The sequence below is a fragment of the Arthrobacter sp. 2762 genome (assembly GCF_040548745.1).
Lineage (GTDB): Bacteria > Actinomycetota > Actinomycetes > Actinomycetales > Micrococcaceae > Arthrobacter.
In genome coordinates, this window is the sequence record NZ_JBEPSI010000005.1 from 16016 (window position 1) to 38978 (window position 22963).

Consider the following 22963-nt stretch of genomic DNA (forward strand, 5'->3'; position numbering starts at 1 on the left):
GAAGTTGAATACGCCCGCAGGCCCGGCATCGCCTGGGCAAGGCAGGAGTTGGAAACCGCGGCGTCGATGGCCTCATCCAGGCGGCCCACCAACGCGTAATACTCGTGCCGGGCAGGATCGGTATCGCTGAGCAGATCCGGAGCCCCCAGCAACTGGGCATGCAGTTCGGCGAAAACGCCCGGCTCTCCGCGCTGCGCGGCCAACGCCGCGGCCCTGACCTCCAGCGTTTCGCGCAATTCAAACAACTCATCGATGCTGTCCAGCGAAATGTCCGTCACGACGACACCGCGCCCACCAGCCGCCGTCGTCAATCCCTCCGCGGTCAGCCGGCCCAACGCCTCCCGGACCGGCGTGCGCGACACTCCAAGCCGCTCGGACTGCTCCACCTCCGCCAGCACCGTCCCCGGCCGCAGACGCCACTCAATGATGTCTTCACGAAGAGCCGCATAGGCCCGATCACTGGCGCGCATAACCCCAGTGTATACACAGGATGCGTAAAGCGGCAATAACGGGCGAGATTGGAAGCTCTGTGTATACATTCCAGTCTTGTCGCCACCTACCTCCTTTGGGAGGTAGTTGGATGTCCTCGCTTCTAGCTAGGGTGCTCTGCATCACATTGTGAGAAATACGAGCCGGACATCAAAGGAGATTCCCATGAGCTCAGCTTCATCTGTTGCCTATTCACCGCCTCACAGCCGCAAGACGCTCAGGAAAGTAGCGTTCGCCAGTGCGGCCGGCACCACCATCGAGTTCTACGACTTTTTCATCTACGGAACGGCAGCGGCCTTGGTCTTCCGGTTGTCTTCTTTCCCGCCTTGGGTGCTGCCGCCGGAACTGTCGCATCTTTCGGCACCTTCGCCGTCGCGTTCATCGCCCGGCCGGTCGGGGCCATCATCTTCGGGCACTATGGCGACAGGATCGGACGCAAAAAGACTCTCATCACCACGCTGCTCATGATGGGCATCGCCACGGTGATGATCGGCCTGATACCGGATGCGAGCACAATCGGCGTTGCAGCACCGATCCTGCTGGTGGTGCTGCGGTTCGTACAAGGCCTGGCTGTCGGAGGGGAATGGGCGGGAGCCACCTTGCTGACAGCCGAATACGCACCCCCAGGAAAACGCGGACTGTTCGGCTCTTTCCCGCAGCTCGGTCCCTCGGTGGCCTTCGCGCTGGCCAGCGGCACGTTTCTGGTAACCAGCCTCACCTTGGGCGATAAGTCGGAAGCGTTTATCACTATCGGCTGGCGAGTGCCGTTTATTCTCAGCGCCGTCCTGGTTGTGGTGGGCTTCTGGGTGCGGACCAGCATCGAGGAGACGCCGGTGTTCAGGAATGCCGAGCGCCCCGAAGCCACTGCCAAGCTTCCCATCGTGGAATCCATCAAGGGCCAACCCAAGGAAATCCTCTTGGCAGGCGGCTCCCTGACGCTGCTGTTTGCCCTCTTCTACATTGGAACGGCGTTCCTGACCAGCTACGCCACGAGTCCCACCGGTATGAAGTTGAGCCGTCCGGAGGTCCTTACCACTGGAATCATCGCGTCAGTCTTCGTTGCCGCCGCCACGCTGGCCTCCGGTATCCTTTCCGATCGCTTCGGTCGCAAGAAGGTCATCGCGGCGTCCTGCATTTTCGCTGTGCCGTGGTCGCTGGTGCTGTTCCCACTGCTGAGCATGGGCACGGTTCTGGCCTTCGGTATTGGCCTCACCGTCACTCTCGTGATTTTTGCGATCGCCTACGGCCCGGCAGGTGCGCTCCTTCCCGAGCTGTTTGAGACAAAGTACCGCTACACCGGTGCCGGCATGGGCTACAACCTCGCCGGGGTTATGGGCGGTGGCATTGTTCCGCTCGTCGCGGCACAGCTGATTACCAGCACAGGCGGCTGGGGCATCGGCGCTCTGCTCGCCGCCATTGGCGTGTTCAGCATCGCCTGCACCATGGCACTACCCAACCGGGAGAGGTCGGGACTTGAAGAACGTCCCGTAGAAGGCGGAACCATGAAGAAGGACCGCACGACGGCGGCATAGGACCGCCGCTGGAAGGTGCGGGGCTGTCGACTCATCGGCAGCTCCGCATTCGTGGCGCTGGGATACTCCACGTACGTCCTGGAGCCCATGGCCGATCAAAAGCAAACGCAAGAACGTCCTCCCGGAAATCCGGGAGGACGTTCTTACCGCGGCTTGGAAGACTCACTACGGCAGGAGGCCGAGCCTCCGTGCGGCCGACACCGCTTCGAGCCGGTTATGCACCGAGAGCTTGGCCATGGCGTTTTGAAGATAACTCTTCACGGTGACAGGCTTCAGACTCAGCCTGTCTGCAGTTTCGGCGTAGGAGCATCCCAAGGCAATCTGAGCAAGCACATCAAGTTCCCGGGGTGCCAGCCGTACAGCGGGCTGCAACCCGCTGGCGGGGGACGGGGCCAGACGCGCGCCGATGCCGTCGAGCTGCTGTGCGAGTTGCACGTCAGTGACCGTGCTGGCCAGGGACCGCAACTCAGCGTGTGCCTGCCGGACGTCCTCCAGCCAGTTGTGGTCGTAGGCCATGGCTGGTTCCGGATGGACACGATGCATGACGGCCACTCGCCGGTCTACCTCATCCCGGACGCGGAGTTCGGAAGCGATGGCCGTCGCCGCGACCATGGCATCTTCCATGGCCCGCTCACCCAGGGGGATGCCCTCCCGGCTTCCGACATAAAGTACGGAACGCGGCTCGCCCCGAACCAGGACCGGTACCGCAGTCAGCGATCTGATGCCCTCGTTGTTGACGGCAGCATCGTATTCGTGGGTAATCCGGTCGGAAGCGACGTAGTCGGTCACCAGATACGGCTGGCAGTGACTGAAAACCCGCCCACCCAGCCCAGCGCCAGGAAGGACACTGACGTTGCGGAGACTAGCCGTGGCCGTGCCGAGGAAATCCGAGAGCTGGAGGCTTTTCCCGGCCACCATCCCGCCAAACAACACTGCTGGGCGGAACCGTTGGGCCAGCTCGCGCATCGCGGCGCGGAGCAACTCCCGGTCATCGGGGCGGTAGTAGTCGTTAGGCTGCATGACCCTGCACGCTACTGGTGAAGGAAGCTCGGTGGACGCTTCTCGAAGTTTGAATCCGCCGTCTTGGCCCGAATGGCGTTGATGATGGCAGAAAAATCCTGTTCTGCACCGCCGTCGTCGGAAAACGCGCGATACATGTCCGTCGCCCTTCCTCCCAGCCCAACGTCCTGCAGGCCGGCGAAAGCCAAGGCATCGGCTGCCAAGCCCAAGTCTTTGGCCATGAGGGCACTCGCGAAACCAGGACGGAAGTCGTGATTCGCCGGGCTGCCAGGCACGGGACCCGGTACGGGGCAGTTGGAGGTCAGCGCCCAGCATTGGCCGGACGCATTTGACGTCACATCGAACAGTGCATCGTTGCTGACCCCAAGCTGCTCTCCCAAGACAAAGGCTTCGCTTACCGCGATCATGGTGATGCCCAGAATCATGTTGTTGCAAATTTTGGATGCCTGGCCCGCGCCAGGACCGCCGCAAAACACCTTTCGTTTGCCCATGGTGTCCAGGAGCGGGCCGGCGTGGGCAAAGTCAGCGTCAAGGCCTCCAACCATGAACGTCAAGGTGCCCGCAGCGGCGCCGGCAACCCCGCCGGAGACCGGAGCTTCCAAAGACCTTTGGCCCGCCGAAGCCGCCAATTCGTGCGCGGACAGCGCATCTGCGACGGCAATGGTGGAGCAGTCAATGAAGAGGGTCCCTCGGGAGGCTGCCGACAACAGCCCAACAGAATCAGCTGTTCCTGAGTACAGTTCCAGAACATGGCGGCCTGCTGGAAGCATCGTGATGACCACGTCGGCTCTCTCAACGGCCGCTACCGCAGATTCCGCAATCCTGATTCCGTTGTCTCGGGCCTGATCAAGGGACGAGGCTGCCAGGTCAAACCCGGTTACCTCATATCCGTCCTTTGCCAGGTTGGCTGCCATTGGACCACCCATGTGGCCCAGTCCGATAAAAGCGATTCGTGGTGTCACAAGTTGTCCTCGCGTTTCGATGAGTTTTTTTGTGGTCGCGTTTCGGGGCGGAGCCCTCGAAGACGAGCCCGCGGGCTCGATCCAGTATTAATTGGCGCGTTTACCGTGAAGTATCGGGCTCAGTGAAGTGAAGATTTCGGGATTTTCGATGGTCGCGGGCAGCGCTTCATCTCGCCCTTCGGCGATAGCCCGCATACTGCGACGCAGGATCTTCCCGGAGCGCGTCTTGGGGAGGCCGTCCACAACGTAGAGCTCCCGAAATGCGGCCACCGGCCCGACTTCTGCGCGGACAGAGGCGATGATCTGTTCCCGCAAGGTGTCCTCGGCGATGCTGGCCCCGGATTTCAAGACCACGAAGCCCCGAGCCACTTGCCCTTTCAATTCGTCCGGCACCCCGATGACCGCGCATTCCGCGACCGCCGGATGGGCAGCCAGCACCGCTTCCAAGACTCCCGTGGACAAACGGTGTCCGGCTACGTTGATGACGTCATCCGTGCGGCCCATGACGAACACGTATCCGTCCTCGTCGATCAGGCCGCTGTCGCCAGTGAGGTAATACCCGTCGAACGTGCTCAGGTATGCCTTGCGATAGCGTTCCTTGTCCTGCCAAAGCGTGCTCAGCATGCCTGGGGGTTGCGGCAATTTGATACAAAGCATCCCTTCGGTGCCGGCCTCCACCGGCTTGCCGTCCGAGGTGAGCACCCGAATGTCGAACCCGGGAACAGGAACCGAGGGCGAGCCCGGCTTGAGGGGCATCGGTTCCAGCCCTCGAAGGTTCGCGCAAGCGGGCCATCCGGTTTCCGTTTGCCACCAGTGATCAACCACCGGAACGCCGAGGAGGTTGCCAGCCCATGCGTAGGTGTCCGGATCAAGCCTTTCGCCTGCCAGGAACAGGGTCTCCAGGCTGCTGATGTCCAGCCCGTCCAAGCACGTCGCCTCGGGATCAACCCGTTTGATCGCCCGCATGGCCGTGGGCGCGGTGAGCAGCACTTTGACGTTGTACTTCTCGATGATGCGCCAGAACGCACCGGCGTCGGGAGTTCCAACCGGCTTTCCCTCGAACATGACCGTAGTGGCACCGCCAATGAGTGGCCCGTACACCGTGTAAGTGTGGCCCACCTGCCATCCCACGTCTGAGGCCGCCCACATGGTTTCTCCTGGGTGAACGTTGTAGACGTTGGGCAGGGACCAGGCCAGGGCGACAGCGTGGCCGCCGTTGTCACGGACAACGCCTTTGGGTTTTCCGGTGGTTCCAGAGGTGTAAAGGATGTAGAGGGGATCGGTCGACATGACCGGTTCGCAGTCGGCGGGTTCGGCAGCGGAAATAACGTCATCCCAATCGAACTCGGCTTCTCCCAGTTCCGACACTGCCTGTTCACGCTGAAGGATGATGGTGGAATCGGGACGATGGCGGGTCTTTTCCAACGCCGCCCGGATGATCGGTGTGTATTCCACAACGCGGCCTGGCTCCAGACCACAGGATGCAGCCACGATGACTTTGGGCTCGGCGTCGTCGATTCGCGCGGCAAGTTCCGGGGCGGCGAATCCGCCAAAGACCACCGAATGAACCGCACCGAGCCGAGCACATGCCAGCATCGCGATGGCAGCTTCGGGAACCATGGGCATATAGATCAGCACGCGATCTCCGCGGCCGACGCCAAGGTCACGAAGAGCACCCGCGAACCGGCTGACTCGATCCAGGAGTTCGGTGTACGTATACCGCTCCGTCCGATGTGCCATGGCCGATTCCCAGACGAGGGCCAGGCGGTCACCTTTCCCTTGGACGACGTGCCGGTCCAGCGCGTTGTAACAGGTGTTGAGTACCCCATCCGGGAACCAGGTGAAGATCGGCGCCTCGGCGGTGTCGAGCGCGCGGTGGGGCTTTTCAAGCCAGTCGATCGCGTCGGCGGCTTCGAGCCAGAACGATTGCGGGTCGGCCATACTGCGTGCGTAGGCGTCAGCGTATGCAGACATGGAATGCGTCACACTCCTGAAAAAGTTGAAAATTGGATAGTTGGTGGCTTCGGAGTTGTCAACCGATTGCCACGCCCTCGGCGAGCCCGAGCTCACGCCCGCCGAGGGAGGCGAAGCAATCCGCAACCATGCTGGTGGTCACCTCGGCCGCGGTGGCTGGGTTCCAGCGGGGGCTACGGTCCTTATCGATGACCTGTGCGCGAATGCCCTCACGGAAGTCATGGCCGGCAAGAAGCCGGAGACCGATGCGGTATTCCATGTCCAGTGCTTCTTCAAGAGTCAGGTCACGCGCCCGCGCAAGTCGTAGTGCCTCAAGGGTGACTTTGAGCGCCGTGGGTGACTTCGCCTCGATGGAGTCCGCTGCTTGGGCTGCCTCCGGTACAGGTGTGGACCGTAGACGACGCACGATTTCCTCGACGTCGTCGGCCGCGTAGGCCTGGTCAATCCACGTCCGGTCTGCCGCGAGGCTCGAGGTCTGCGGTTCAACGACGAACTTCGCAATGGCTTCGTCCGCCGCTTCCTCTTCCAACGCCGTCGCAAGTGCGTCCAGGCTGTCGCTGCGAACGAAGTGGTCCGCGAGGCCCAGATGCAGGGCGTCGGCCCCGTCGAGGTGGGCGCCCGTCAGGGCCGCATGAGTCCCGGACTCACCAGGTGCTGCCGCGAGCAAGAAGGTACCGCCGACGTCGGGAACGAACCCGATCGTCGTCTCCGGCATGCCCATCCGTGTGGGCTCCGTGATGATTCGGTGTGAGCCGTGGGCGGATACGCCCACGCCGCCTCCGAGTACCAGACCGTCCATAAACGCCATGCAGGGTTTGGGATAGCGGCTGATGAGCGAGTTGAGACGGTACTCCCTGGCCCAGAACTGCGCGGTGGCTCTGCCGCCGTCGTCGACCATGTCCTGGTAGATCGCCACGATGTCGCCGCCGGCACAGAGGCCGCGCTCGCCGGCGCCCCGCACCAGGACCGTCGTAACCGCATCGTCTTCGGCCCACTCGCCAAGCTTGGCGAGCATTGCTTCCACCATCTGTGGGGTTAGCGCGTTGATGTTCCGGGGCCGGTTGAGCAAGATGACGCCGAGCTGGCCTCGACGTTCGAAGAGGACTTGGTCGGTGGGCATGGTCAGCTTCCGGCAGGCATGACGAAGCTGGCGCCCCCGCGGATCCCCGACGGCCAGCGGCTGGTGACGGTCTTGGTTTTTGTGTAGAAGCGGAACGCATCCGGTCCGTGCTGGTTAAGGTCGCCGAAGCCGGATGCCTTCCAGCCGCCGAACGTGTAGTACGCAATGGGAACCGGGAGCGGAACGTTGATGCCGACCATGCCGACCTCGACTCGGCTGGAAAAGTCGCGGGCCGCGTCGCCGTCGCGCGTAAAGATTGCCACGCCGTTGCCGAATTCGTGCTCGTTGCACAGGCGCAGTGCTTCGTCGTAGTCCTCGGCGCGGACGACGCTCAGCACGGGGCCAAAGATCTCCTCCTTGTAGATGCTCATTTCGGGCGTCACGTGGTCGAACAGGGTGGGGCCTACCCAGAATCCGCCCTCATAGCCCTCTACGGTTGGTTCACGCCCGTCCACCACCAGGGTGGCTCCTGAATCCTGGCCGGCGGCAATGTAGGACTCGATGCGTTCCTTCGCTGATGCAGCAATGACCGGACCGAAGTCGCTGGCCTTATTCATGCTGTGGCCGACGGTGAGTTTGTTGATGCGCTCCTTGAGCTTGGCAACCAGCGCGTCGGCCGTCTTTTCGCCCACCGGCACAGCAACTGATATCGCCATGCAGCGTTCGCCCGCGGAGCCGTAAGCCGCACCGATCAAGGCGTCAGCGGTCATATCCAGATCGGCGTCCGGAAGGATCACCATGTGGTTCTTGGCTCCGCCGAAGCACTGGGCACGCTTGCCCTGTGCGGCGGCCGTCGCGTAGATGTACTGAGCGATCGGCGTGGAGCCAACGAAGCCAATTGCTTTGACGCGCGGGTCCTCAAGGAGGGCGTCAACGGCTTCCTTGTCGCCGTTGATCACGTTGAACACACCGTCAGGCAACCCGGCTTCGGTGAGCAGCTCCGCCAAACGCAGGGGGACGGAGGGATCGCGTTCGGAGGGCTTGAGGACGAAGGCATTGCCGGCAGCCAATGCGGGGCCGGCCTGCCACAGCGGGATCATGGCAGGAAAATTGAAGGGGCTGATGCCCGCGACGACGCCGAGCGGCTTGCGGAGGGAGTGGACGTCGATTCCCGTCCCGACGCTGTCGGAGAACTCACCCTTCAACAACTGCGCGGCCGCTCCGGCTGAGAATTCCACGACCTCAAGGCCACGCTGGATGTCCCCCTTCGCATCGGCAAAGGTCTTGCCGTGCTCGGATGAGAGCATTTCCGCGAGCTCGTCCAGATGTTCATTGACGAGTGCCACAAACTTCAACAAGATTCGGCCGCGGCGCTGCGGGTTCATCGCTGACCATTCCGCGTGTCCTTTTTCGGCATTGGCTACAGACTCGCTTACCTCTGCGGGAGTGGCAAGCGGTACACGTGCCTGCACCTGTCCGGTGCAGGGGTCAAAGACGTCGCTGAAGCGCTTGGACGTGCCCTCCGTGCGTGTTCCGCCGATGTAGTGCGTGAGTACGTTGACCATGAAATGCTCCTTTGCTTCTGGATCACTGGCCTCGGTTCCGTGGCTGGGTGATCCATCATCTGGTCGAAGGTCTGGGGGATTCCAGCTCTCTGCTGGGCCGTTGATTCAGCGTCCCACCGCCTCAACGGTGCGAACAAGCGCAGTTAAAGCAGATGCCATGTGCATACGTGCACATGGCATCAGCGATGGGTCGGCTCTTGTTCCGACCTTTAAGCCATCAGCTCGTCTTGGCGGCTGCGGACTTCCTACAGAACGGCCTTGATGACGGCCTGCACGGCAGGGGAGCGAAGTGATTCTGGTCTGGCCGCGGCCCAGAAACTGAGCCGCCGTTCAAAACCATGCGGCAGTACGGGGACAAAGCCGGGTAGTCCATAGACCATGAAGGAGGGCAGGAGGCCGATTCCGCCGTTATGTCGAACCGCCTCCAGCTGGGCAAAGAGGCTTGTTGCCTGAAAGTTTGCCGGACTCTCTGTCAGGGTTTGCGACCGGTGGCCTATTTCAACAACTTGAAGAACGGATTCCACGTAGGAGACGAAGCTATGGCTTTGGAGTTCCGGAAGCGTTTGGGGCGTCCCGCGCTCCTTCAGGTAATTTGGGCTGGCGTAAAGGCGGAGGACGTAGTCGGCCAGGAAGATTGTTTCCGTTCTCCCCGCCTCCACGGCGCCTGCAACAATCTCCAGATCCACGCCCGACCTGTTCCGGCTGAGTTTGCGTGTGGCGTTGAGCATTTCGACCCGCAGCAAAGGGTTTCTGCGCTGAAGCCGTACGAGTGCGGGCGTCACAAACATGGGTCCGAACACGTCGGGGGTGCTGATTCTCACCAAGCCCGAAAGGGATTCGGACGTGCGCTCCAAGCTGGCCGTGAGGCCTCCTAAGCTTCGCTCAACGCCCTCCGCCGCAGCGACCGCCTTTCGTCCCAACTCGGTTAGCTCCCATCCATAGGGCGTGCGTTCCAGGGTGCGGCCGCCCAGGCGCTTATCCAAGGCGAGGATCCGCCGCGAAATGGTGGTGTGTGTGGTGTCCAGCGCTTCAGCGACTGCGTTGAATCTGCCCAACCGGGCAACAGTGAGCAGGACGAGAAGATCGTCTGCGCTTGGAAGTCCCTTAAATTCCACATTCGCCTCCTGTGCATCAACGCACACTATGTCTGCCAATTCAGGCATCTACTAGGACTTCCTAGTATCTACTGGGAAGTCCTAGTATGTAGTCCCTGGTGCGTTTCTGCTGTCAGTAAGCCCAGCCAAGCTACTCCTGTCAAGGATGAAGGGACACATGCTCGTGAAACTGGAAGAAAGTGTTCGCAACCGGCCCGACCCCGCAATGCCTGCGATAGAGCCGCCTTTTCCTGACGCAGACCTGATGTATGTCTGGGATCTGCTCTCGCCCACGGAGCGTTCCCGGCTGTTGGACATCCGTAACTTCCTTCAGGAACACGTCCGGGAAGCTTCCGTTGACTACTGGAACAGGGAGGAGTTCCCGTTCGAGCTACTGGCCATGCTCGGAACTTACGGTCTTGGAGGTTTGCAAACCGACGGAACGTCAGCCCTGTTTAAGGGGCTCGTATATGTTGAGGTCGCACGAGCGGACGTCTCACTGTCAGCTCTGGTTGGCATCCATAATGAACTCATCGTGGGCATGATGGAAGCCTTGGGGTCGCAGGACCAAAAAGACCGTTGGCTCCCTGGCCTGACCTCATTCCGTCAACTCGGTGCCTTTGCCCTCACCGAGCCGGACCATGGCTCGGATATTGCCGGCGGACTTGAGACTACGGCCCGCTTCGACGACGGGGAGTGGGTCATCGATGGCGAAAAACGCTGGATAGGCTCGGGTACTATTGCCGATTTCGCTCTGGTGTGGGCGAGGGATGTCGCGGATGGGCAGATCAAGGGCTTCATTGTTGAGACGGATCGTCCCGGATACTCAGCCACGAAGATCTGCAACAAGATCGGTCTGCGGATCATGCAAAACGCGCACATTGAACTCCGCTCCGTCCGGATTCCCGAAGCAAATCTCCTGCCGGGAGCCACCGACTTCTCCAAGGCAAACGACCTGTTGCGGGATTCCCGGGCTTGGGTTGGCTGGCAGGCCGCTGGTATTCAACTCGCAGCATTTGATATCGCCCGCGCTTATTCCTTGGAGCGAAAGCAGTTCGGGCGGGAACTCGCAAAGTTCCAACTGGTACAGCAGCAGTTGTCCGAGATCCTTGGAAATGCCACAGCATCCCTTGGATTAATGGCACACCTCGCGAGGATCCAGACTGAGGGAAAGCTGGAGATGGCCCAGGCCGCCATGAGCAAGGCAACCACCACCCGGATGGCAAGGGCTTCGGTGGCAATGGGCCGGTCCCTGCTTGGCGGAAATGGGGTGAGCAGCGACTACGAAATGGGCAAACTGCTGGGGGATGCGGAGATCCTCTACACCTACGAGGGGACATACGAGATCAATTCCCTGATTGTCGGACGTGCCGTCACCGGCAAATCCGCCTTCGTCTGAACTCGACGTGTCACAGATCGGGCCCGGGCGGTGTCTTCATGACGTAAGACCCAGAACCGACCCGTAGGAGGAGTCATGACCAGCAGGATCCCGGCCGCAGAGATCACCGGTTTCTACGGCGCACTCATTAAGAAGTTCAGCGCGAAGATGTTCGGCAAAGTCCCGGAATCGCTGGGCGTCATGTGGCACAACCAGCCCGTTCTCAAGGCATCCATGGGCTTCGGACAGAAGCTGCAGAGGTGGAACAGCTGCGATGAGTCGCTGAAGTCCTACGCTCACATGGCCGTGGCCTCGTTCATCGGCTGCACCTGGTGCCTGGACTACAACTACTTCATGGCGCACAACCACGGCCTGGACCTGGAGAAGGCTCGGCAGATCCCGTGCTGGCGTGAGTCCGACGTCTTCACGCCGCTGGAGCGGGACGTCCTGGAGTATGCCGAGGCCATGAGTGCCACGCCCGTCTCGGTGACCGACGAACTGTCGGCCCGGTTGCTCGGGCAATTGGGCGCGCCAGCGCTGATCGAACTGACCAGCGTTATCGGCTTCGCCAACCTCACGACCCGCAGCAACGTAGCCCTCGGCATCGAATCCGAGGGTTTCGCGGAGTCCTGTGAGCTGAAGCCGCTCGCAGCACGCAGCGGCCACGGAGTAGCCTGAGCGGCATGAGCAACCTCCGCGCCACTGACAGGCAGGATCCGTTCGTTGCCCACCGCAGCCTGTTCTTCACTGTCGCGTACGAGATACTCGGCTCCGCCGCGGATGCGGAGGACGTAGTGCAGGAGGCCTGGCTCCGGTGGGCCGGACTGGGCGGCGACGTCCGCACGGGCGTCCGCGACCCGCGGGCCTACCTCGTTCGCACCGTCACCCGGCAGGCGCTCAACCGCCTCCGCACGCTGTCACGACGGCGGGAGGATTACGTCGGGGAATGGCTGCCCGAGCCCCTGCTCACCGTGCCGGATGTAGCCGAGGACGTGGAACTGGCCGAAAGCGTCTCGATCGCCATGCTCACGGTTCTCGAATCGCTCACCCCTGTGGAGCGGGCAGCCTTCGTCTTGCGCGAGGTTTTCGACGTGCCCTACGAGGAGATTGCCGAGGCAGTGGGCAAGTCAGCGGCAGCCGTGCGCCAGCTCGTCAGCCGAGCGCGCTCTCATGTGGCCGCCCGGCGGCCCCGCATGCGCGTGGACCGCACCGAGCAGCAGGAAGTCGTCGAACGGTTCCTTGCGGCGGTCACTACCGGGGACGTGCAGGCCTTGATGGACGTGCTGGCCCCCGACGTCGTACTCATCGCTGACGGCGGCGGCGTCGCCCAGGCGGTTCGGGTGCCGGTGTACGGCGCGAAGAAGGTGACAAATCTGCTGCGGTCCTTCCCGCAGGCAGCGCTCAACCCGAAAATCGCTCTGCTATGGCTCAACGGCGGACTCGGCATCCGGATCGACGACGAAGCAGGCGGTCCGTCACTCATCAGCCTCGTGGTGGAGGAGGGCAGGATCGCACGGATCTTCGCCATGCGAAACCCGGACAAGCTCAGGCACCTGGAGGAGGCGACCCTGTTGGCGCGTTAGCCGTTCAGACCCAAATTGTTCAAGCTGCTTTTGCCTTCACAGCGCGGATTGTGTGTTTGCTGCCGACCATTTCATGTCCGACAACTTCGATCACTGCGGACAGTGCAACCAGCCCGATAACAGTGACTAACGCGAGTACGTCGGAGGGGTTATCCGGATTGATGTGGGCCTCGGAGCCGGCGACGGCACCGTGACAGGTGACCGTCTTCTACGGCCAAGGCAGCAATGTGTAGTCCGGCGCCGACGGCTGAGATCGCGCCAAAGAGGAGCAGATGAGCGTACCGGCAGGCAAACGTGCGTTCGGGCCATTCTTCAAGGATCGTCCGTGACGGGATGAGAAAGTACGCCCACCATAGTGCCGACGCAAGAATAATGCCCGACGCCGCAATGACCACAGCGGATAACGTCCACCCTTGCACCTGAGTGAGAGCTGCGACCGCCATTGTGGTAGCCGCTACGACCTCGCCGAGCGTAATGATAGTAAGAAGAGCGAATCGCTCCGCGATGTGCCCTGCATTCCAGGGGGCGAGGCCGAATTTCCGTTCGATCAACACAGGTGCCACCATTTCTGCTGCCGCCAAAATAATCAACGCTGTGATGGTTGTCCCGGCAGGAAGGGGCACGATCGTGGTGAGCAGCCATCCAATCTGGGCAACTCCGATGGCGACGCTGTATGCAGTAGCAGTATGCCGTCGTGCGGGGTCCTGTCGAGCGGCTCGGAGCCACAAGGCCATGAGTGGGACCCTCATGATGACATAGCCGATCACCATAAGCATGTTGTTGGGGCTCTCCCCATCGGCCGCCGCCGAGAAGCTGACGGGCAACCCGAAGGTCAGGATCAGGACGCCGATCATTTGGACGAAAGTGGCAATGCGGAATAGCGCATCATCATTGCTGTAAGCGGATGCAAACCAGTTAAAGTTCAGCCATGCCCAGCTCACCGCCCAGATGGCAAAGATATATGCACCCACTGCTGACCATCCAGAGCCTTCAGCGACATAATGGGCCAGTTCTCCCGCGGCGAACCCAAAGGCTATGACGTAGATCAGGTCGTAGAAGAGTTCCAGCGGGATTGAGCCTCGACCGCGCTCTAGGGGGTCGTGCCCGGGCATGGGACGAAACCGATGATAAAGGTCTCCATCAGTTGGTTGTGTAACGGCGATTCAGCGCTGGTTGCCATCATGCCCCTTCCTTGTGCACTACGGTTCCGCTTCGTTCACAACGCAATACCTACATGCTCGGGGCACTGTCACCGTCCGATGGGACGACCTTAAGTAAAGAGGTACGTTCAATGGGAGTCAACGAGTCATCAAGGAAGGTCATCACCAGATCGTCAGCAAGCCGGGGCTGAAGGGAGAGCTGGCGAGATAGTTAGGACAAGCTGCCGAGTGACAGTTGGAGCCGTTCGAGCAGTATGTCGGCGTGCTCCTTACCGAATACAAGTGGCGGACGCATTTTCAGGACGTTGTCATGGGGTCCCACACGACTGATGAGCACGCCGCGTTCACGCATGTCCTCGATGAGGATTTTCGTCAGGCCTGGGGCAGGAGTGCGGCTGCCGTCACTTTCTATGATGTCTATTCCGAAGAACAGGCCGCGCCCCCTTACGGAGCCAACGTTGACGCTGCCTTGAGCGATGTTTTCGAGGCGGGCACGAATGTACTCACCCAAGTGGCCGGCTTTGGCCATCAGGTCTTCCTGTTCCATGAAGCGCAGCACGGCCAGTCCGGCGGCGGAAGAGACAGGGCTTCCTGCAAAGGTGTTGAAGAACATGTTGTTCTGGCCGAATTCGTCGAGCAGTTCAGCCGTGGTGACTACGGCGCCGATAGGATGTCCATTGCCCATCGGTTTGCCCATCGTTACGAGTTCGGGTTCCATGCCGAACATTTGGTAGCCCCACATGCCGGTTCCGGTGCGGCCGAAGCCCGATTGCACCTCGTCGGAGATGATGAGGCCTCCTGCGGCACGGACGCGGGCGGCGACGCCCTCGATGTAGCCGGCGGGCGGCTGCAGAAGCCCCTCGGTGGAGAAGAGGGGGTCAAAAAGGAATGCAGAGACGCCGTGCCCCGTGGCTTGAAGTGATGCGATGGCGGCGTCAACGTCAGACAAGGACTGCTTAAGCAATGCGGGCACGTCGGCCTCGGCAACGCCGTGAGTGTCGGGAATCCGGAGGGGTCGGACATGGGAACCGAGCGGTTCGCGCACCGTCAATCCCGTTGTCAGCTCGGCCAGACTGGTGGTGTTTCCGTGGTAGCTGAAATCTGAAACCAGCACGCCGGTGTTCCCGGTGTGTTGTCGCGCGATCCGCAGGGCGAGCTCGTTGGCCTCCGATCCGCTGTTGGTCAGGAACAGCCGTTCCAGAGCGCCGTCGAAGGTGCCGAGCAGGGCTTCTGCGTATTCCACTACACGGTTGTTCAGGTAGCGGGTGTGCAGGTTGATGGTAAGCAGCTGTTGGTGGATCGCGTCAGCCACGGCGGGGTTCGCATGGCCCACGTGTGGAACGTTGTTGTAACCGTCAAGGTAGATCTTGCCTTGCGCGTCGGTCAGCCAAACGCCAGAGCCGGAGACCAGTTCCAGCGGCTTCTCGTAAAAAAGGGGGGAGTGCGGGCCAAGTGTGGCGTATCGGCGGGCCAGCAGGTCCTTGCCTGGCTGCTGCACGTGGGACTCAGTCTTAGTTTCCGTAGTCATGGCTGTCTTTCTGGCGCCTGCCGACCTAAGCCGGCCGCGTTCTGTTCGCGTTGAAGGTTGAGTGGGGATGACTGGTTCTATGCCGGTTTTGTGAGGAGGCCTTCGACGAGCAGTTTTACGGCGGCTATCTGTTGCTCGGCGGTTCCGGGTGTCACGGCGGCCCGGGCGCCCGAGGCTCGAATGGCTCCTGACAGGGCAGTGGCCAAGGCATCACTGTCGGAACCTTGGTGCAATTGACCTGCAGCGAGGGCCGTGGAAAGGTCGAGTTTGATCAGCGCCTCGAACGACTCGGATGTCCGCCGCACACCGGAAAGAACAGGTGTGACATCCGGCCCCATAAGGCCGTAGAAGCGTCCTGAAGGACTACTGGTCATTTCCACGTAGGCCCTTGCCAAAGCTGATATGCGGCCTGCTGTGTCGCTTGCTTCGTCGCGAAGCTCCAGGCCTCGGGCGTGCACGGCGTCTGCGACCCGCAGGTATACCTCCCGGACTACATCATCCCGGCCGCCGGGAAAATGCGCGTACACAGTCCCCCGGGAGAGTCCAGCCCGCTGGCTGACTTCTTCGAGGGCGAGCCCGGAGTAACCACCCTCGCCCAACATCTCTGCCGCAGCGTCGAGAATGTCTGATCGCGTCCGAAGCCGGTTGCGCTCACGCAGCGACAGTTGCTTGTCCGTTTTCAGGTCCATGCGGTTATCCAACCTTCCCAAGGCCATCCGTTGTCTTGCTTATTCAATAATGACACATGTCACACAAAAACTAAACACGCTGTACTGTTGCCAAACTGCGTGTGCAGGATTTAGCTTTAGATATGACCCCGCTCACAACCGGGCTCAGGAAGCAGGAAATCAGCATGACGACAGAAGCAGCAATCCGAACAGTCAGGGGAGCGCTGGAGCAGTATGGTTTTGATCCAACCGCCCCCATTGAATTGGTCAAGTACCGGGAGAACTACGTTTTCCGGCTCACATCTGACTCCGGGGACAGCTATGCCATCCGCCTGCATCGGGCCGGGTACAGGACTGATGCGGAGATCAACACCGAGCTTGCCTATTTGCATGCCCTGGCTGAGCACGGGCTAAGCGTGTCCCAGCCGGTTGCGACCCTCAAAGGTGACTTTGTATGCGTCGTCACAGCTGAGGACGGCACCGTTTTCCAGCTGGACGTCTTGCGTTGGGTGGAGGGTGGAGTGCCCTTGGGCGACATCACTGAAGCGATGGCGGGGGAAAGCCCGCTTGATCCGGCAGTATTCCGCCAGTTGGGCGTCCTGACCGCTGAACTGCACACATGCACTTCCACAATCGGCCGTGTCGAAGCGTTCCGGCGCCAGGCCTGGGATGCCGACGGGCTGGTAGGTGACTCGGCCCAGTGGGGTAACCCGTTGGCGCTTCAGAGCCTGGGTCCCGAGGGCGCATCACTCCTGGAATCCGGGGTGGAGAAGCTGCGGCAAGACCTGGCGGCCCTTCCAAAGTCTGTCGATGTGTACGGGGTGATCCACGCAGATCTGACTCCCGAAAACGTTCTGGTCGGACACGACGGCCAGATGGTTTTGATCGATTTCGATGACTTCGGCGAGGGTTGGCACCTCTTCGATCTGGCAACAATCATGTTCTTCTTCCAGCCGCACCCCCTTTACGAGAACTACCGCGGAGCTCTGCTTGAGGGCTACGCCTCGGCCCGAGCCTTGCCGGATGGGTTCCTCCAATCCTGGGACTCCATGCTGCTCTCGCGGGGCTTGACCTATTTGGGCTGGGCATCCACGCGCAGAGGTGACGAAGCTGCAGAATTCATCGTCGAACGCATTGTTCCGATGGTCCTTGGACTCGCCCGAAACTACATCTCCAAAAGCTATACGTCCGCAGCCTCCTAACCATCCTTCCCCGGAAATCTCGGGTCAGGCGGCCTGTCTCCCCACGCCCGTGCAGCTTTCCGGCTCACCGGCGGGTACCCAGTTGTACCAAAAAGCACGACCTTCGCTCGTACATCCCCCAGGAGTAAACCCCGTGAAACCTCAATTCCCTGAGCAAGGCGCTGCCGGCACCGAGCTCTCTTCCAATGCCTTGGGCGTAGGAGGCATCGTTTTTCTGGTTCTGGCAGCGGTAGCCCCGTTGACCGGCATCATCGTTATCGCAACACTAGGCATTGCCCTGGGCAACGGAGGGGGTATGCCCGGTACGTTTATGATCGCAACCCTGATTTTGCTGCTCTTCGCTGTCGGCTACGCACAAATGGCCAAGAAGCTCGTCAGTGCCGGAGGGTTTTACGCTTTCGTCGTCAAAGGCCTCGGCCGTCGCATGGGCCTTGTGGCAGGCAACATCGCCCTGCTCGGCTATAACTGCTTTGTGGCTGGAGCCATCGGCACGTCCGGCTTCTTCACCGCCACAGTCATCAAAGAACTGACAGGACTGGACCTGCCGTGGTTCGTCTGGAGCCTCATCACCGTGGTGCTGATCTTCTTGCTGACACGCCGAGGCATCGATTTCAGCGCAAAAGTGTTGGGCGTCTGCCTGGTCCTGGAGGTGTCCATCCTCCTGATCCTGGACTTCAACGTTCTGTTCACGCACGGGTTCTCATTTGAAGCGCTAATGCCCCAGGCAGTGTTCTCGGGATCACTGGGACTGGCCTTGCTCTTCGCAGCCAATTGCTTTGTCGGCTTCGAAGCAACGGGCTTGTTCAGCGAGGAAGCCCGAGACCCTCACCGCACGATCCCGAAAGCGACGTATATCGCCATCTTGTTCATTGGCGCTTTCGCTGCATTCACGACGTGGGCCATCGTCAGCGCCCTGGGTGTCGCCCAGGCACAGGACACCGCCATCCAGCACCTGCCCACAGGTGACCTGGTCTTCATGCTCTCCAATCAATACCTCGGCGACACCCTCACCAAGGTCATGATGGTCCTGCTTCTGGTCTCACTCTTCGCTGCGCTGCTGGCACTCCACAACTCGGCCGCCCGCTACATCTACGCCTATGGCCGCGTCGGAATTCTGCCGAGAGCCCTCAGCCGCACACGAAGCTCCAACGGATCCCCCCAGAACGCCAGTGCCGCGCAGCTACTTTTCGGCACGCTGATTGCGGGAATCTACTACGTGGCTGGTTTGGACCCCATTACCGCCCTGACCGCCTCAATGACGGGGTTCGGCACCTTGGGAATCCTGACCCTTCAAATGCTGGCCGCCGTGGCCGTTGTCGTCCACTTCCGCCGCAGCAGGGACCCAAGGCTCTGGAAAACCCTGGTAGCCCCGAGCCTTGGAGCACTCGGGCTTGCCCTGATCGTGCTGCTGGCGATTCTAAACTTCACCACGCTGGCCGGTTCCGACAATCCCATCATCGGCGCGCTGCCGTGGCTGCTCGTTGTTGCGGTTCTCACCGGACTCGCAACTGCGCAGTGGCTCAAGTCCCGCAGGCCTGAGATTTACCACGAGCTGCTCAGCGACATGGAGCACTACGACAAAGCGCATCGCGACCTCGCCGATGCCACCAGCACATCTGGACCCGGCTCACGGACCAGCGAAGACCTGGATCCTACCCACCAGACGCACTAGGGTCTCGGCTGCCCAGCGCAAACGGGCCACCAAGCGCTCAACAAACCGACAGCACAAGGAGAATTCATGGTAGACCTCGGACTAGCGGGCCGGCGGGTCCTGGTCACCGGCGGAACGTCGGGTATCGGGCTCGCAGTGGCCGATGCCTTCGCCGGCGAAGGGGCCAACGTAGGCATTGTCGGCAGATCGTCCCAACGGCTCTCGACGGCGGTGGACGACCTACGTGCAAGACATCCCCACGTAACCGTCGTCGGAGGCGTCTGTGACATGTCCGACGAGTCAGCTGTACAGTCCGCCACCAGTGACCTGGTGTCACAACTAGGCGGCTTGGATCACCTTGTCAGCAGCGCCGGCATCTCAGGATCCCTCGGCAGCCCTGTGGATCAGGTTCCGGCCGAGGAGTTCATGGAGGTCCAACGGACCAATGTGCTGGGCCCGTTCCTGGCCATCAAGACAGCGTTGCCCCATCTTCGCGAGGGGACAGGTGCGACATATACGCTCATCGGCAGTGACTCCGGCTTCGTCGCCGTGCCAGGCATGTTGGCTTACAACGCATCCAAGGGCGCAATCGTCCAGCTGACCCGGGCTTTGTCGACGGAACTCTACAATGACGGCATCCGCGTCAACAGCGTCTGCCCGTCAATCGTGGATACGCCAATGGCCCGCGAAGGCCTCGGCATTGACTCATTTGAGGACGCCGGATACCCCATCAGTAAGCCTTCGGATGTTGCCTGGCTTGTGCTCAGTCTTGCATCCCCTCTCTCCCGCCCTGTCAACGGTGTCTCCCTCATGGCTGACTACGGCTACCATGCACGGTCGTCTTTTCCTGCCTGAACGACTACCGCAACCACCACGAAAGGATTTCATTTTGAACACCACAACTACGCCCGAGTTTATTTCCGTCGGCGCCCTGGGTGAAGGTTTCGCCGTTAACAACAACATTCTCGAAGTGAACGAGGGCCTGAACGGCCAGGACTTCACGCTCCATTTCCCCGGCGGACGCACTCACGAGTGCCGGATCTTGAACAGCCAGACACTGGTCTGGGACGGCCGCGAGCAGGACGCACGCGTCACCTCCGTCAGGGAAGGCATCTACTTCGTTGATTTCCTCATGGGCGACGATTTCCTCGTGGGCGACTCGGTCAAAAAGTCAGTGAGCCTCGTACTGGACAACAACAGCGGGCAAGTGACCCTGATAGAGGGAGCACTCCCTGACGAGCAAGCCACTTCCATCAGTGCCTACGACAGGGCACGCCAAGGCACGGAACTAACCGGAGTTGAAGCAGCCATTCTTCACGGCTCAGTGGGCGGGACGCAAGGCGGAACCACGCACGCCCCCACCGGCGAACTGATCGGGCTAAGGAACCGTTACCACTACAGCCCCGAAGAAGTGTATGAACACGTTTACCTGAACAACAACTTCTACACGTGGCACTGCATCAAGGGCTCAGAAGCCGGTCTGGGTGACACCGACCGCTGCCACTACATCAAAATCGCTGAGGCTCTGTATCTGTTCGTCTGGCGTGAAAAGATCGTCCCCACCCTCGGGGTCATTCTCATCGATATGAACCGACTAAAAACAGACGGCAAGATCTTTGGGTACAACGGCTTCGACTTCTCCAGCTACACAAACTTCCCCGTGGGTGCCATCACGGAAGTAGTCAACGTCACCACTCACTAAGGCGTCTCGGCTTTCGGCGGAGGCGGGCAGGCCGCCTCCGCCTCAAAAACACCGGCACTGGTCCACCCAGCGGTCATCTTCAAGTTCGTCTGCTGTGATCCAGCGCAAAAGCGTTTAATTCCATATCAAACATCAAACCGGGAGGAATCGGGTGGAGCTATAGCGATCGAACATCTCTGATGCCGATGCGGACCCGGGGGTCCAGGCTCAGCGATCCAGGATCGACGGCTGCCATTCCACCGTCGACCGGGATGACGGCCGCGTTTATATAGGACGCGTGAGGGGAGAGGAGCCAAGCGACGACATTGCCCACTTCCTTTGCCTCGGCAGGGCGTCGACCAGGGACAAATGCCGTTGTTATATCCAGGGATGCCTCCGATTGCCCTCCCTGCCGCCGCGGACGCTACCCCCACCATGGACCCGGACGCCTCTGTGAGGTGCGGCAAGGCTGCTTTGGCCAGGAGGAACGGACCGGTCAGGTTGTTTGAATCATGACTTCCCAGGCTTTGTGCTCCAGTTTCCCTGCCTTGCCAGGCCGGACGATGCCGGCGTTCAGGACCAGGCCAGTTGGGCGGCGGCAGCAGCGGCGGCTAGGCCGGTACCCCCCTTAGCTCCGCCGAAGGGGATGCGTGGTTCCACCGCCCCGTGCCTGTTGATCCAGACGGTCCCGGCTTCCAGCTCGGCCGCAACCTCGCGTGCGTCGGAAAGGTCCGAGGACCGATGTCAGCGCCCAGAGTGGTGGGGTAGAAGAAGAAGCCAGGCTGTTCACGATCAGGGTTGCCGCAGATCAGTACGCGGGCACCGGATGCTTTTGCTGCCTCCACGACTTCGTCGACCACGTTGTACTGCGCCTTTTTTACGGTGCGTAGGGGTCGGCGATGCCGATGTATTGGGTGGTGGTGTACTCGTTGATGCCTTCGGAGCCGCCTTCCCGTCCGAGGCCGGATTGTTTGACCCCTCCGAAGGGTGCTGCAGCGTTGGAGATGACGCCGGCGTTGAAGCCGACCATGCCGAATTCGATCTGCTCCGCAACCCGGAGGAGCCGGTTGAAGTCGCGGCTGTAGAGGTAGGATGCGAGCCCGTACTCGGAGGCGTTGGCTAACCGGATGGCGTCTTCTTCGGTGTCGAAGGTGGTGACGGGGGCGACGGGGCCGAAGATTTCCTGGCCCAGGATCGCTGCGTTGTTGGGGACGTTTGCCAAGACGGTGGGCTGGTAGAAGTATCCGGGACCGTCCACGGGTGCACCACCGGTGATGGCTACGGCTCCGGCGTCGACGGCGGCACTCACCAGGGCGTGGACGTCGTCTCGGGCGCCGGCGTCGATCAGCGGACCAACCTGCGTGTTGGCTTCGGTGCCGCGGCCGGTGGTCAGGGCGCCCATGGCGGCGGCGAATTTGCGGGTGAATTCCTGGGCAACCGATTCCTGAACGAGGAACCGGTTCGCGGCAGTGCAGGCCTCGCCCATGTTGCGCATTTTGGCGGCCATGGCGCCTTCGACGGCGGCGTCGAGGTCGGCGTCGTCGAACACGATGAAGGGTGCGTTTCCGCCGAGTTCCATGGAGGTGCGCAGGACGTTCTGCGCGGCGTCGGCGATGAGCCGCTTGCCGACGGGGGTGGAGCCGGTGAAGGAGATCTTCCGCAGCCGTGAATCCTTCAGGAGTGGTCCGGAGATCCCGGAGGCTGAAGAGGAGGCGACGACGTTCAAGACTCCGGCGGGCAGGCCGGCGTCGAGCATGGTCTGGGCAAAAAGCTGTGCTGTGAGCGGGGTGAGTTTGGCGGGTTTGAGGACCATGGTGCACCCTGCGGCGACTGCGGGAGCAACTTTGCGGGTGGCCATGGCCAAGGGGAAGTTCCATGGGGTGATCAGCAGGCAGGGTCCGACGGGTTTGTGCTGGACGAGGATCTTGTTCTTGCCCTCTGGCGTAGTCAGGTAGCGCCCGTAGTCCCGGACCGTTTCTTCGGCGAACCAGCGCAGGAACTCTGCCCCGTAGGTCACCTCGCCGCGTGCCTCGGCCAGTGGCTTGCCCATTTCCAGGGTCATCAGCAGGGCGAAGTCCTCGGCCCGTTCGGTCACGAGGTCGAAGGCGCGGCGGAGGATCTCGGCCCGGGTCCTGGGCGCGGTTCGTGCCCAGGATGCTTGGGCGGCGTCGGCGGCGTCCAACGCGGCGATCGCGTCGGCGCTGGTAGCGGAGGCGAGGGTAGCGAGCACCTCACCAGTGGCGGGGTCGTGCACATCGAACGTCCCGCCGTCGGACGCGTCCCGCCACTGGCCGTTGATCAACAAGCCGGTAGGCACCGACGCAAGCAGGGACGTTTCCCGGCCTGGTGAAACTGTGGGGGAGAGGGCGGGCGAAGCAGTCATGGGTGGTTTCCTCGGGAATGATTGGGGCCGATG

18 protein-coding genes and 3 pseudogenes are annotated in these 22963 nt (G+C 61.4%); 8 read left to right on the forward strand and 13 right to left on the reverse strand.

Translation table 11 applies throughout. The features are described from left to right. Window positions 1–35 precede the first annotated feature (35 nt). A pseudogene (locus ABIE18_RS10570) lies at window positions 36–539 on the reverse strand (GntR family transcriptional regulator); the annotation flags it as partial. Window positions 540–815: 276 nt separating this feature from the next. On the opposite strand from ABIE18_RS10570, the gene ABIE18_RS10575 reads away from it, so the two are divergent. Continuing rightward, window positions 816–2021 (forward strand): MFS transporter, encoded by a 1206-nt coding sequence (locus ABIE18_RS10575; RefSeq protein WP_499722676.1) that lies wholly within the window; start codon window positions 816–818, stop codon window positions 2019–2021. Between the two features lie 165 nt (window positions 2022–2186). Here the strand turns inward: ABIE18_RS10575 and ABIE18_RS10580 are convergent, their stop codons facing one another. The 6 genes from ABIE18_RS10580 to ABIE18_RS10605 form a co-directional block, all read right to left on the reverse strand. Beyond that, entirely contained in the window at window positions 2187–3041 is an 855-nt protein-coding gene (locus ABIE18_RS10580; RefSeq protein WP_499722677.1) for a LuxR C-terminal-related transcriptional regulator, read from the reverse strand. Window positions 3042–3052: 11 nt separating this feature from the next. Next, complete coding sequence (gene mmsB / locus ABIE18_RS10585; RefSeq protein WP_499722679.1) at window positions 3053–4003, reverse strand: 3-hydroxyisobutyrate dehydrogenase; 951 nt, start codon at window positions 4001–4003, stop codon at window positions 3053–3055. Between the two features lie 87 nt (window positions 4004–4090). Then, complete coding sequence (locus ABIE18_RS10590) at window positions 4091–6010, reverse strand: acetate--CoA ligase (RefSeq protein ID WP_499723063.1); 1920 nt, start codon at window positions 6008–6010, stop codon at window positions 4091–4093. A 25-nt stretch (window positions 6011–6035) separates the two neighbouring features. Continuing rightward, window positions 6036–7097: an enoyl-CoA hydratase/isomerase family protein gene (locus tag ABIE18_RS10595; protein WP_499722680.1), complete on the reverse strand. Its 1062-nt coding sequence runs from the start codon at window positions 7095–7097 to the stop codon at window positions 6036–6038. 2 nt (window positions 7098–7099) lie between these two features. Beyond that, window positions 7100–8602 (reverse strand): CoA-acylating methylmalonate-semialdehyde dehydrogenase, encoded by a 1503-nt coding sequence (locus ABIE18_RS10600; RefSeq protein ID WP_499722681.1) that lies wholly within the window; start codon window positions 8600–8602, stop codon window positions 7100–7102. A 245-nt stretch (window positions 8603–8847) separates the two neighbouring features. Next, window positions 8848–9765, reverse strand: a complete 918-nt coding sequence (locus tag ABIE18_RS10605) for a LysR family transcriptional regulator (protein ID WP_499722683.1) — start codon at window positions 9763–9765, stop codon at window positions 8848–8850. 157 nt (window positions 9766–9922) lie between these two features. On the opposite strand from ABIE18_RS10605, the gene ABIE18_RS10610 reads away from it, so the two are divergent. From ABIE18_RS10610 to ABIE18_RS10620, 3 genes are all read left to right on the forward strand, one after another. Further along, the gene (locus ABIE18_RS10610) at window positions 9923–11095 is read left to right on the forward strand and encodes an acyl-CoA dehydrogenase family protein (protein ID WP_499723065.1); all 1173 of its coding nucleotides are present in this window, start codon (window positions 9923–9925) and stop codon (window positions 11093–11095) included. A 75-nt stretch (window positions 11096–11170) separates the two neighbouring features. Further along, a complete protein-coding gene (locus ABIE18_RS10615; protein WP_499722684.1) occupies window positions 11171–11752 on the forward strand; it encodes a carboxymuconolactone decarboxylase family protein in 582 nt (193 codons plus the stop codon). Between the two features lie 5 nt (window positions 11753–11757). After that, complete coding sequence (locus tag ABIE18_RS10620; RefSeq protein WP_499722686.1) at window positions 11758–12657, forward strand: RNA polymerase sigma-70 factor; 900 nt, start codon at window positions 11758–11760, stop codon at window positions 12655–12657. Between the two features lie 149 nt (window positions 12658–12806). On the opposite strand, the gene ABIE18_RS10625 is transcribed toward ABIE18_RS10620, so the two are convergent. From ABIE18_RS10625 to ABIE18_RS10635, 3 genes are all read right to left on the reverse strand, one after another. Beyond that, complete coding sequence (locus ABIE18_RS10625) at window positions 12807–13769, reverse strand: low temperature requirement protein A (protein ID WP_499722687.1); 963 nt, start codon at window positions 13767–13769, stop codon at window positions 12807–12809. A 259-nt stretch (window positions 13770–14028) separates the two neighbouring features. Beyond that, a complete protein-coding gene (locus ABIE18_RS10630) occupies window positions 14029–15345 on the reverse strand; it encodes an aspartate aminotransferase family protein (RefSeq protein WP_499722688.1) in 1317 nt (438 codons plus the stop codon). 77 nt (window positions 15346–15422) lie between these two features. Beyond that, window positions 15423–16034: a TetR/AcrR family transcriptional regulator gene (locus tag ABIE18_RS10635; RefSeq protein ID WP_499722689.1), complete on the reverse strand. Its 612-nt coding sequence runs from the start codon at window positions 16032–16034 to the stop codon at window positions 15423–15425. Between the two features lie 164 nt (window positions 16035–16198). Between ABIE18_RS10635 and ABIE18_RS10640 the strand changes: the two genes are divergently transcribed. The 4 genes from ABIE18_RS10640 (at window position 16199) to ABIE18_RS10655 (ending at window position 20568) form a co-directional block, all read left to right on the forward strand. Next, on the forward strand, window positions 16199–17215 hold the full coding sequence (locus tag ABIE18_RS10640; protein WP_499722691.1) for a phosphotransferase enzyme family protein: 1017 nt from the start codon (window positions 16199–16201) through the stop codon (window positions 17213–17215). A gap of 133 nt (window positions 17216–17348) precedes the next feature. Continuing rightward, the gene (locus ABIE18_RS10645; RefSeq protein WP_499722692.1) at window positions 17349–18887 is read left to right on the forward strand and encodes an APC family permease; all 1539 of its coding nucleotides are present in this window, start codon (window positions 17349–17351) and stop codon (window positions 18885–18887) included. Between the two features lie 66 nt (window positions 18888–18953). Beyond that, the gene (locus ABIE18_RS10650) at window positions 18954–19721 is read left to right on the forward strand and encodes an SDR family NAD(P)-dependent oxidoreductase (RefSeq protein WP_499722694.1); all 768 of its coding nucleotides are present in this window, start codon (window positions 18954–18956) and stop codon (window positions 19719–19721) included. Window positions 19722–19755: 34 nt separating this feature from the next. After that, the gene (locus ABIE18_RS10655) at window positions 19756–20568 is read left to right on the forward strand and encodes a MoaF C-terminal domain-containing protein (protein ID WP_499722696.1); all 813 of its coding nucleotides are present in this window, start codon (window positions 19756–19758) and stop codon (window positions 20566–20568) included. Between the two features lie 232 nt (window positions 20569–20800). Here ABIE18_RS10655 and ABIE18_RS10660 read toward each other — a convergent pair. From ABIE18_RS10660 to ABIE18_RS10670, 3 genes and pseudogenes are all read right to left on the reverse strand, one after another. Then, window positions 20801–20935 (reverse strand): annotated as a pseudogene (locus ABIE18_RS10660) (SDR family oxidoreductase); the annotation flags it as partial. A gap of 185 nt (window positions 20936–21120) precedes the next feature. Continuing rightward, window positions 21121–21422: pseudogene (locus tag ABIE18_RS10665) on the reverse strand (aldehyde dehydrogenase family protein); the annotation flags it as partial. Between the two features lie 2 nt (window positions 21423–21424). Then, window positions 21425–22930 carry an NAD-dependent succinate-semialdehyde dehydrogenase gene (locus ABIE18_RS10670; RefSeq protein WP_499722697.1) on the reverse strand — a complete coding sequence of 502 codons (1506 nt, stop codon included), beginning with the start codon at window positions 22928–22930 and terminating at the stop codon, window positions 21425–21427. Between the last annotated feature and the right edge of the window lie 33 nt (window positions 22931–22963).

Coding starts and splice junctions, on each gene's coding strand:
- ABIE18_RS10580 (WP_499722677.1), bottom strand. CDS start 3,041: ATGCAGCCTAACGACTACTACCGCCCCGATGACCGGGAGTTGCTCCGC.
- ABIE18_RS10595 (WP_499722680.1), bottom strand. CDS start 7,097: ATGCCCACCGACCAAGTCCTCTTCGAACGTCGAGGCCAGCTCGGCGTC.
- ABIE18_RS10600 (WP_499722681.1), bottom strand. CDS start 8,602: ATGGTCAACGTACTCACGCACTACATCGGCGGAACACGCACGGAGGGC.
- ABIE18_RS10605 (WP_499722683.1), bottom strand. CDS start 9,765: ATGCCTGAATTGGCAGACATAGTGTGCGTTGATGCACAGGAGGCGAAT.
- ABIE18_RS10610 (WP_499723065.1), top strand. CDS start 9,923: ATGCCTGCGATAGAGCCGCCTTTTCCTGACGCAGACCTGATGTATGTC.
- ABIE18_RS10615 (WP_499722684.1), top strand. CDS start 11,171: ATGACCAGCAGGATCCCGGCCGCAGAGATCACCGGTTTCTACGGCGCA.
- ABIE18_RS10620 (WP_499722686.1), top strand. CDS start 11,758: ATGAGCAACCTCCGCGCCACTGACAGGCAGGATCCGTTCGTTGCCCAC.
- ABIE18_RS10625 (WP_499722687.1), bottom strand. CDS start 13,769: ATGCCCGGGCACGACCCCCTAGAGCGCGGTCGAGGCTCAATCCCGCTG.
- ABIE18_RS10630 (WP_499722688.1), bottom strand. CDS start 15,345: ATGACTACGGAAACTAAGACTGAGTCCCACGTGCAGCAGCCAGGCAAG.
- ABIE18_RS10635 (WP_499722689.1), bottom strand. CDS start 16,034: ATGGACCTGAAAACGGACAAGCAACTGTCGCTGCGTGAGCGCAACCGG.
- ABIE18_RS10640 (WP_499722691.1), top strand. CDS start 16,199: ATGACGACAGAAGCAGCAATCCGAACAGTCAGGGGAGCGCTGGAGCAG.
- ABIE18_RS10650 (WP_499722694.1), top strand. CDS start 18,954: ATGGTAGACCTCGGACTAGCGGGCCGGCGGGTCCTGGTCACCGGCGGA.
- ABIE18_RS10670 (WP_499722697.1), bottom strand. CDS start 22,930: ATGACTGCTTCGCCCGCCCTCTCCCCCACAGTTTCACCAGGCCGGGAA.